The sequence below is a fragment of the Micrococcus lylae NBRC 15355 genome (assembly GCF_001570885.1).
In the GTDB taxonomy this organism is placed as follows: Bacteria; Actinomycetota; Actinomycetes; order Actinomycetales; family Micrococcaceae; genus Micrococcus; species Micrococcus lylae.
The window spans coordinates 18,761-27,392 of sequence record NZ_BCSN01000034.1 but is presented as its reverse complement, the minus strand read 5'-3'; the positions used below and the strand labels follow the sequence as shown (position 1 = coordinate 27,392).

7 protein-coding genes and 2 pseudogenes are annotated in these 8,632 nt (G+C 68.5%); 6 read left to right on the top strand and 3 right to left on the bottom strand.

Annotation, left to right across the window (positions count from 1 at the left end):
* Both MLY01S_RS08110 and MLY01S_RS08105 read left to right on the top strand, forming a co-directional pair.
* The coding region (locus MLY01S_RS08110) for an ATP-binding protein (RefSeq protein WP_303621056.1) at positions 1-2,081 on the top strand (2,081 nt) is incomplete at its 5' end.
* Positions 2,078-3,355 (top strand): Wadjet anti-phage system protein JetD domain-containing protein, encoded by a 1,278-nt coding sequence (locus MLY01S_RS08105; RefSeq protein ID WP_067191023.1) that lies wholly within the window; start codon positions 2,078-2,080, stop codon positions 3,353-3,355. The genes MLY01S_RS08110 and MLY01S_RS08105, both read left to right, overlap by 4 nt.
* A gap of 117 nt (positions 3,356-3,472) precedes the next feature.
* Here MLY01S_RS08105 and MLY01S_RS08100 read toward each other — a convergent pair.
* A pseudogene (locus tag MLY01S_RS08100) lies at positions 3,473-3,838 on the bottom strand (zinc-binding dehydrogenase); the annotation flags it as partial.
* On the opposite strand from MLY01S_RS08100, the pseudogene MLY01S_RS12145 reads away from it, so the two are divergent.
* Positions 3,824-4,114: pseudogene (locus MLY01S_RS12145) on the top strand (AMP-binding enzyme); the annotation flags it as partial. The pseudogenes MLY01S_RS08100 and MLY01S_RS12145 sit on opposite strands and share 15 nt — an antisense overlap.
* A gap of 29 nt (positions 4,115-4,143) precedes the next feature.
* Here MLY01S_RS12145 and MLY01S_RS08095 read toward each other — a convergent pair.
* Both MLY01S_RS08095 and MLY01S_RS12435 read right to left on the bottom strand, forming a co-directional pair.
* Positions 4,144-5,796, bottom strand: coding sequence for a DNA glycosylase AlkZ-like family protein (locus tag MLY01S_RS08095; protein WP_067191022.1), 1,653 nt, complete (start codon positions 5,794-5,796; stop codon positions 4,144-4,146).
* 112 nt (positions 5,797-5,908) lie between these two features.
* The gene (locus tag MLY01S_RS12435; protein WP_157531281.1) at positions 5,909-6,085 is read right to left on the bottom strand and encodes a hypothetical protein; all 177 of its coding nucleotides are present in this window, start codon (positions 6,083-6,085) and stop codon (positions 5,909-5,911) included.
* A 415-nt stretch (positions 6,086-6,500) separates the two neighbouring features.
* Between MLY01S_RS12435 and MLY01S_RS08085 the strand changes: the two genes are divergently transcribed.
* From MLY01S_RS08085 to MLY01S_RS08075, 3 genes are all read left to right on the top strand, one after another.
* Positions 6,501-7,651 (top strand): IS3 family transposase gene (locus MLY01S_RS08085; protein ID WP_135103374.1). Its coding sequence is split into 2 segments (ribosomal slippage): positions 6,501-6,771 and positions 6,771-7,651, totalling 1,152 coding nucleotides; the frame shifts between segments, so codons are not numbered across the junction.
* Between the two features lie 192 nt (positions 7,652-7,843).
* A complete protein-coding gene (locus tag MLY01S_RS08080; protein ID WP_102215011.1) occupies positions 7,844-8,110 on the top strand; it encodes a phospholipase A2 family protein in 267 nt (88 codons plus the stop codon).
* Between the two features lie 56 nt (positions 8,111-8,166).
* Positions 8,167-8,442 (top strand): hypothetical protein, encoded by a 276-nt coding sequence (locus MLY01S_RS08075; protein ID WP_067191016.1) that lies wholly within the window; start codon positions 8,167-8,169, stop codon positions 8,440-8,442.
* Positions 8,443-8,632: the final 190 nt, after the last annotated feature.

Below are 8,632 nucleotides of genomic sequence, written 5' to 3'. Positions count from 1 at the left end.
AGACCGATCTGGCCCGGAACCCGGAGCACGCCGGGCCGACGCACGAACAGTTCGACGAGCGGAGCCGCCTGAAGGAGGCGGTGGCGGAACTCGATGAGGACATCAACGCGCTCCGTCGGGTCCGCAGCTCGGTACCGCGGCGGCTTCTGGACGTCCGCAAGGCCCTTGCAGAGCATCTGTCCGTCCCTTGCGAGTCCCTGCCCTTCGCCGCGGAGCTGCTGGAGGTCTCCGAGGAGCATCGGGAATGGACCGGCGCGATCGAGCGCGTGCTCGCACCACTGTCCCTGACACTGCTGGTGCCCACACGGCTGCTGGCGCGGGCGCAGGAATGGATCGACGGCCGGCACCTGGGGGTTCGGCTGCGGTTCGACGAGGTGTCCGCACGCTCCGTGAGCGTTCCCCCGGCACGCAGCCAGGACTCGCTGGTGCACAAGGTGACGGTGAAGCGCGGCGAGTTCCACGACTGGCTGCAGGCCCGCCTGGTCGACCGGTTCGACCTGGCGTGCGTGACCTCGGCTGCGGAGCTGGCACGCCACGAGCGTGCCGTCACGCTCGCCGGTCAGGTCAAGCACGGGCGCGGCCGCTTCGAGAAGGACGACCGTTTCCGGGTGGACGACCGCTCCCGCTGGGTGCTCGGAGATCCAGCGGCCAAGCTGGAGGTCCTCGTGGCGGCCCGGCAGGCTCGCACCGAGGAGCTGTCACGCGCCGAGGAGGCGGTCGATCGAGCCTTGCACCTGGCCGACAGCGAACGTCAACGTCGCGCCGCGCTCAAGGCCGTCCTCGAGACCGAGTGGAAGGACGTGGACCGGGAGGGTCCGACTCGACGCATCGCGGAGCTGCAGGCCAGGATCAAGGAGCTCAGCTCTGTCGATTCGGACCTCGAACAGGCCCGCCTCCGGAACGACGAAGCGGAGGAGGCGTGGCGAGAGGCACGCGAGACTGCGCGAGAGGCCGACGTCGCCGTCGACTTCGCCGAGAAGACCGAACGAGAGCTGACCGGGCAGGTCAAGGAGCTGACCGCGGTCTGCGCGCAGCACGAGCCTCTCGACGACGCCCTCCGGGCCGACCTGGACACCCGCTTTCGAGCGGTGCGCCGTTCGTCCTCCCCCAATGCCCTCGCGGACGCCGCCGAGTCAGTGCGCCACGAGGTGACCGCCCAGGCAGAGCAGGCGCAGACAGAAGCGGCCAGGGCCGCGCAGCGCTGCACGATGCTCACCACGGAGTTCTCGCGCCAGTGGGCCTCGGCAGCTGCAGACGCCTCCCCCGGGGTCGAGGACCGGGGCTCCTACCTGGCGATCTTGGAACGGATCATCGGCCAGGGACTGCCGGACCACGAAGAGCGATTCCAGACCCTGCTGCACGACCGCTCGTCCGTGCTCTTCGGCGAGCTGCACAGCGCTATCCGTTCAGCGCCGGGCGACATCACGGACCGGGTGGAGCGGATCAACACATCGCTGCGCCGCTCCCCGTTCGACGAGGGTCGGTTCCTGCGGTTGCGGGTCCGCACGCGGCGCACCGAGACGGTCACGCAGTTCTTGCGGGACCTGTCCACGGCCGCCACGCATGCGTGGGAGGATGACACCCTGGAGGACGCCGAGCGTCGCTACGCCGCCCTGGCATCGATCATGGACCGTCTCGCCTCCTCCGATCACGTGGACCGCTCGTGGCGCCGGCAGTGTCTGGACACGCGGGAGCACGTCACCTTCCTGGCCGAGGAGATCGACGCCGCCGGGGAGGTCCACGCCACCTATGACTCGGGCGCCGCGATGTCCGGCGGGCAGCAGCAGAAGCTGGTCGTCTTCTGTCTCGCGGCGGCGTTGCGCTATCAGCTGGCGGCCCCGGAGGATCCGCTGCCGGTGTACGGCACCGTGGTCCTGGACGAGGCCTTCGACAAGGCAGACGCCCGCTACACGCGTATGGCCATGGACGTGTTCGTGGAGTTCGGCTTCCAGATGGTGCTTGCGACCCCACAGAAGCTGCTGCAGACGATCGAGCCCTACGTCGGTGGCATCACCACGGTGGAGAACCCGACCCGCAGGCTCACCCGTCTCGCGGACATCACGTGGGAGGACGACGAATGAGCGCTTCCCGCCCCATCATGCTGACACCGGCCGACGCACGCGAGTCCGCCCGGGCGAAACTGCTCCGTTCCCACCGGTCCTGGACGGTCGGCGAGCGCCCTGATCCGGCCTTCAGTTGCGGTCTGAGGCCGCCCACGGAGCAAGCGGTGCTCGCGGACCTGCCCAGGGCGCAGGCCTGGGTGCGTCAGTGGCGGGAGGCCGCACTGCCGGAGGACATCGAGGTGCAGTGGCAGGAGCGCACCTGGCGGAGTGTGGGCCGGCAACAGATCCCGGTCCGTCTCACGGCTCACACGGTGGAGGCTGTGGCGGCATGGGTGGGCGGAGCCCCGGCTCGGGAGCAGCGCGTGTTCGCTCAGCGGGTCGCCACGGTGCGGCGTCATGCAGAAAGGTGGGCACGATCGGCCGCCGCTCACGGTGCGCCCTCTTCACCCCACCTTCCGGACGACGGCGCGGCTGCCCGTGAGGCATCCCCCGATGACGCAGTGACCCCTGTCCTGCGGCGCCACGCACAGCGGCTGACGGACTTGGATGAGGCGGACTTCCGGGCCGTTGTCGAGGTGCTGGACTGGCTGCAAGAGCATCCGGTGGCGGGCATGCGGCCGCGGCAGCTGCCCATCCGCGGCGTGGACTCGAAGTGGTTCGGCCGGCACCGGAGCCTGCTGGAGGCGTTGGCTGCACCGTTTCGACCATCGGCCTCGGATCCGGTCGTGGTCTCGGCGAGAGGGGTGCTCGGCGTCGTCGATTCCCATGCCCTGGTGCGGCTGCGGATCCTGGATCCGGCGCTGCGGCCGGCGGGGATCCGGGACATGGACGTACCGGTGGAGCAGGCGTCGGAGTGGGCGGTGACACCGGAGCATGTGCTGATAGTGGAGAACAGCGAAACGCTGCTGTGCCTGCCGGATGCGGCCGGGACGATCGCCGTTTGGGGGCACGGTCACGACACCACGCCGGCGTCTCTGCCTTGGTTGTCCGAGGCCGACCTGACGTATTGGGGAGATCTCGATTCGCAGGGTTTCGCGATCCTGCACCGGTATCGCGCTCGCCTGCCGCAGTTGCGCACCGTGCTGATGGACGTAGAGACCCTGGAGCAGTTCAAGGACCTGTGGGTCGCTGAACCAACGCCGTTCCGCGGTTCCCTCAGCACCTTGACCTCTGCTGAGGTCAGGGCATTGGAGCGCCTTCGAACTGCCGGCGATGTCCGCTTGGAACAAGAGCGCATCCCCTGGAGCTATGCGCTGGCTGCGTTGACGTCGCGACTGCGCCTCCTGCCCTGACACTTTGGTGGCCCCGTAGTGAGACCAGGCCGGATAGCCGGTGTAGTTGCCGGTGATCGAGCCGGTGACCACGATCCGACCCCGGCCGGAAGCGCGTCGGCGGAGCCCGGGGCCGCCTCAGACCTCCAGCAGCACCTTGATCTCGCGGCGCTCGTCCATCGCCCGGTACGCCTCGGCGGCGGCGTCGAGCGGCATGCGAGCGGTGAACACGCGGCCGGGCTGGATCTGTCCGGACTGGATGCGCTCGATCAGCTCCGGCAGGAAGCGGCGCACGGGCGCGGGGCCGCCCTCGAGGTGGATCTGCCGGCCGAAGAGGTCGGAGCCGTCGAGGGTCTGGTCGTGGGAGACGCCCACGAACCCCACATACCCGCCGTGGCGGACGGTGGCCAGCGCCTGGTCCATGGACTCCTGGGTGCCCACGGCCTCGATGACACCGTGCGCCCCGAGGCCGTCGGTGAGCTCGCGCACCTGCGCGGCGGGCTCAACGTATACCCGCGCGAGATCGAGGAGGTGCTCTACGAGCACACGGCCGTCGCGGAGGCCGCCGTGGTGGGGGTGCCCCACCCGGAGCTCGGCCAGGACGTCGCCGCGCACGTGGTGCTCGCCCCCGGCGCGCACGCCACGGAGGACGAACTGATCCAGCACGTGAAGTCCCAGGTGGCGCCGTACAAGTACCCCCGCACCGTGAGCGTGCGGGACGGGCTGCCCAAGACCGCCACCGGCAAGATCCTCAAGCGGGACCTGACGCCGGCGGAGTGAGCTCGATTGACCGCCGGCCGGGCACACCGCTACGAGTCCGGGAGCACGTAGTGCGCTGCGCGCCGCTCCCCCCGCAGTTCGAGGAGACCCTCCTCCGTCATGCCTTTGAGCACCGTTCGCGCGGCCGTGGGCGCGATCTGGCACAGTTCCGCAGCTTTGCTTCGGGTAATGGACCCGAACTCGCGGACGTAATCGGCGATCAGCCGCCGCTGTTGGATTCGGTCGACCGGACGCAGGCGCAGGTAGGCGGCTCGGTCTTCGGCCAGCTCGTAGAACCGCGCGGTCAGCATGTACCGCTGTGCCCGGCCGTTCCCCCGCGATTCCAGGACGCCGGCCTCGACGAGCGCGGTGGCCGCTGCGCGCACGTCCGCCACGGGCAGTCGAAGCCACTCCGCCACATCCGCCGAGCTGGCAGGCCCTCCGTGCTTGATCTCGTGGACCATTCGCAGCTCGGTCAGTGTCAGTGCGCGCTGACCCTCGTTCTGCCTGCGGGCAAGGAAGGTCAGCAACTCCCTGTCCTCGTCACCCAAGGAGACGTCGACGATCACGGACCGTTGCGTGGAACGGCCGTAGTCCGGTGCGCCACGGCCGGCGCGGAGCTGCGAGGCGAACATGTCCTGCACGCCTTTTCCCCTGCGCTCGACGAGACCGGCGCGCTTGAACACGTTCGCCAGGGCGGGGCTGCGGGGAGCCGAGCGATTCAGGATGTTGGCCGGTGAAACGTCGCGAGGGAACCCGCCAGGGCTGGCGACGGAGAACGTGGACTCGGTGAAGGTCACCTGGATCGGCCCCACCTCGGCGTAATCACGGTGCACAAGGGCATTGGCGATCGACTCGCGCCGCACACTCTCGGACAGCAAAGGTACATCGACGCGGACGAGACCCACCTCCACAGGTGTGACGGAGTTCCGCAGAGCCAAGCGGGCCTCGATCTCCTCGAATGCGTTCAACAGGGGAAGCAGCAGGTCCTCATTCGCTTCCACACCTTGGGGCCGGGAGTCCTGGAAGAGGACTTCCGCAGTCGGGGCCCACCTGCGCAGCGCATCCGACGTGCCGAAGACCAGAACCGCGCCGAGACTGATGCCGCCGTCCGGAGTGAGGAGGTCCAACGTCCGCAACAGTTCCGCATCCGTGAGCTCCGCAAGCCCGCTGTCACCAGCCGATCGGCCGGCCAGTCTCCGGAACCGGTCAAACTCGGCTGGATCGAGGTGGCCCCACTCGGCCCCGCGCGCCTCCGCCCGGGCATAGTCCAGGCCGACGCCGTCGAACCCAGCCCGCAGGACGTCCATGGGTGTCATGGGCATACACGCGGGGCGACCGTCCGGCCCCATGACACGCTTGACGAACAACCCCTTGCGCGTGCCGACGAACGACGACCTCGCCTGGGGGACGGTGATGACCGCCACGTCTTTGCCCTCCCAGGGGACCACCTCGACGTCCACGCTCAACGGTGGCTCGATGCCGTTCTGGATGCGTCCAGCCAAGAGGTCTGCGTCCACAGCACCGCCGTGCTCGGCCGTCGTCCCGACGACGGTACCGTCGTCGTCGACTCCGACGAGGATGCGTCCCCCGATGCCGTTGGCCATGCAGACGACGGCCTGGTAGAGGTCGTCCTTCCCCAGCCGTCGCTTGAACTCGACGTCCAGGGTCTCGCCCGCGGCGAGGAGAGGTCCAAGATCCATGCCATAAGTATCCATAGTTATGACGACTCGAACCAACGTTGGAGCATGCTTGCCATAACTTTGAGCACCTTTGGCGCGCGGAACGCCCCCGTAGCTCCCCTCGCACCCCCTTTCACCCCGCCGGGCGCAGCCGCTCCGCGGACAGGACGGCCTCGGCGTCGGCCAGATCCATGGGCTCCCCGCAACGGCGGTGCAGGAGATCGATCGGCATGAAGAGCTCGCCGACCATCTCGATGTCGCCGGCGTGCTCGCCGTCATCGGAGCGCCGATGGTCGAAGGTCGTGGACATGGAGTCAGAGTAGTGAGGCGCCGGCAGTGGGGCCGCCCCTGCCTGCCACCACCGAACGGTCAGGGCAGGACTACTTTCATCCGTTCCTCCGATACTTTTGGCCACTACTCAACACAGGCCCCTCTGAACTATCTTGGGTGACTGTCATCACATCGCCATGAAGGAGGGGTCGTGAAGGGCCTTGTTCGCGCCGTGCTCACCGTCGCACTCACCATGCTGCTCAGCCTCACGCTGATTCACGCGCCGGGAGCTGCCGCGGCTTCCGCCTCCGCTGGCAAGGACGCGACGTCAGCGTCGCTCCAGAAGAAGCAGAAGACGGATCTCGACTCCCTTGGGCTGACCCCGTTTCGTAGGTCCGGTGGTTCTGAGAGTCGTCCTGTCGCCCGAGGGTTCGGGCAGGGAGACTGGTCAGATCATGTCGAACAGTAGGAAGCGTCACACCCCGGAACAGGTCGTCCGCAAGCTCGGGCAGGCAGACAGGATGCTCGCCGACGGCGCGGATGTCGCGGCGGTGTGCCGGGAGCTCGGGGTGTCCGAGCAGACGTACTACCGGTGGCGTAACCAGTACGGCGGGTTGAAGGCCGACGACGCGAAGCGCCTGAAGGAGCTCGAGAAGCAGAACGCCACGTTGAAGCGGCTGCTCGCCGAGGCGGAGTTGGAAAAGGCCGCGCTCAAGGAGTTGGCTGAGGGAAACTTCTAGGCCCGGGCAGGCGCCGCGCCGCCGTCGCTCACCTGATCAGGACACTGCAGGCGAGTGAACGGATGGCGTGCCGTTTGGTCGGGCTGTCCCGCTCCGCGTACCGGCGGCCGCTCAAGGGCGACACGACCGCAGACCCGGACCGGGCGTTGCGGGACTGGCTGCGTGCCTGGGCGAAGAAGCACCCCCGCTACGGGTACCGACGCGCGTATCACGATGCGCGCGCCGAGGGCTGGGTCGTGAACCACAAGAAGCTCCAACGCCTCTGGCGTGAGGAGGGCCTCCGCGTCGCGCAGCGGCGTCGACGCAAACGCGTCGGGTCCTCGAGCGTCGACGCGCCGACAGCGGACGCGCCGAACGTGGTGTGGGCGGTGGACTTCCAGTTCGACGCCGACGAGCACGGACGACCGATCAAGATCTGCTCGATCGTCGATGAGCACACCCGAGAATGCATCGGCGGGCTGGTCGAGCGGTCGATCACCGCCGACCGGCTCACCGCGCATCTGGAGGATCTCGTCGCCGTCCGCGGCGCTCCCGCTGTGCTCAGGTCGGACAACGGGCCGGAGTTCATCAGCGAAGCGATGGCCGACTGGGCAGGCACCCGCACCGGCCTGTCCTACATCCCACCGGGATCGCCGTGGCGGAACGGGTACGTCGAGTCGTTCAACAGCCGGATCCGCGACGAGTGCCTCAACATCAACAGCTACTACTCGCTGCTGCACGCGCAAGTCGTGATCGGCGACTGGAAAGACGAGTACAACCATCACCGCCGGCACTCCTCGCTCGGCTACCTACCCCCAGTCGAGTACGCTCGGCAATGCACCCATCACATCGAAACCGACGACTCACAGAACGTCCGGACCGAATGAAGGGGGCGGCCCACCCTGACCGCCGGCATCTCGCGCCATCTCGTCAAGGAGGGCGAGCAGTACCGCTTCGACGTCCATTCCGCCCGCGCCGCCGACGAGTCCGCGCTGGTGATCCAGGCGGGGCAGAACTTCAATGCGATGGCCCGGGATGCCGCGCGGACCACCCCTCCCGTCGGCTCCGACGGAGAGCCGATGGCCACCACCCAGCTGTCCATCCCGGTGTGGGGCAACTGGTGCGGGCCGGGCCACAGCGGACCCGGCGCACCGATCGACACCCTGGACACGCTGTGCATGCGGCATGACAAGTGCTACGCCGCCCGCGGCTACTTCGATTGCGCATGTGATGCCCAGCTGAAGGCGGAGATCGACCGCTACGCCTCCCGCATGGGCACCCGTGAACGCGCGATGGCGGCCGCCGTGAAAATGGCCTTCAGCGTCGGCATCTGCAACCCCTTCTGACACCGGTGCCACGGTTCACACACACCGCCCTCTTCCCCGCACGGAGAATGGACGTCATGACGAGAGAGAAGACGGCCGGCGTCGCCGGCATGGCATTCTTCACCGTCTCCACCGGCGCCCTGGTCCTCCTGCTGACCGCGGGCTCGGAGACGCCTCGGGAGACGCTGGCCTTCTTCGCCGTGATCATCGGCTGCTACCTCGTGTCTGCGGTCTGCTTCGCGGTGACGCAACGCGGTCTGCTGGCCCTGCTGTCCGGACTGCTGGCCGTCGTCAGCTTCCCGCTTGCCATCTTCCTCGGGTACGTCGTGGAGATGCTTCAGAGCCAGCAGTGACACCGCCCGGGGCACGCGTCAGCCGGGGCGCTCCGCCCTCGTTCCAGCGGAACAGGGTGAGGTGCCACAGCCGGGGGCCGTGCGGGACGGGTCGATCAGCCCGTGCGCGCCGGCCTCCTCCCGGCGGCGGCGGACCGCCCACGACGACGGCTCCTCCCCCACTTCCACGGCCGGCTTCCACGGGACCATG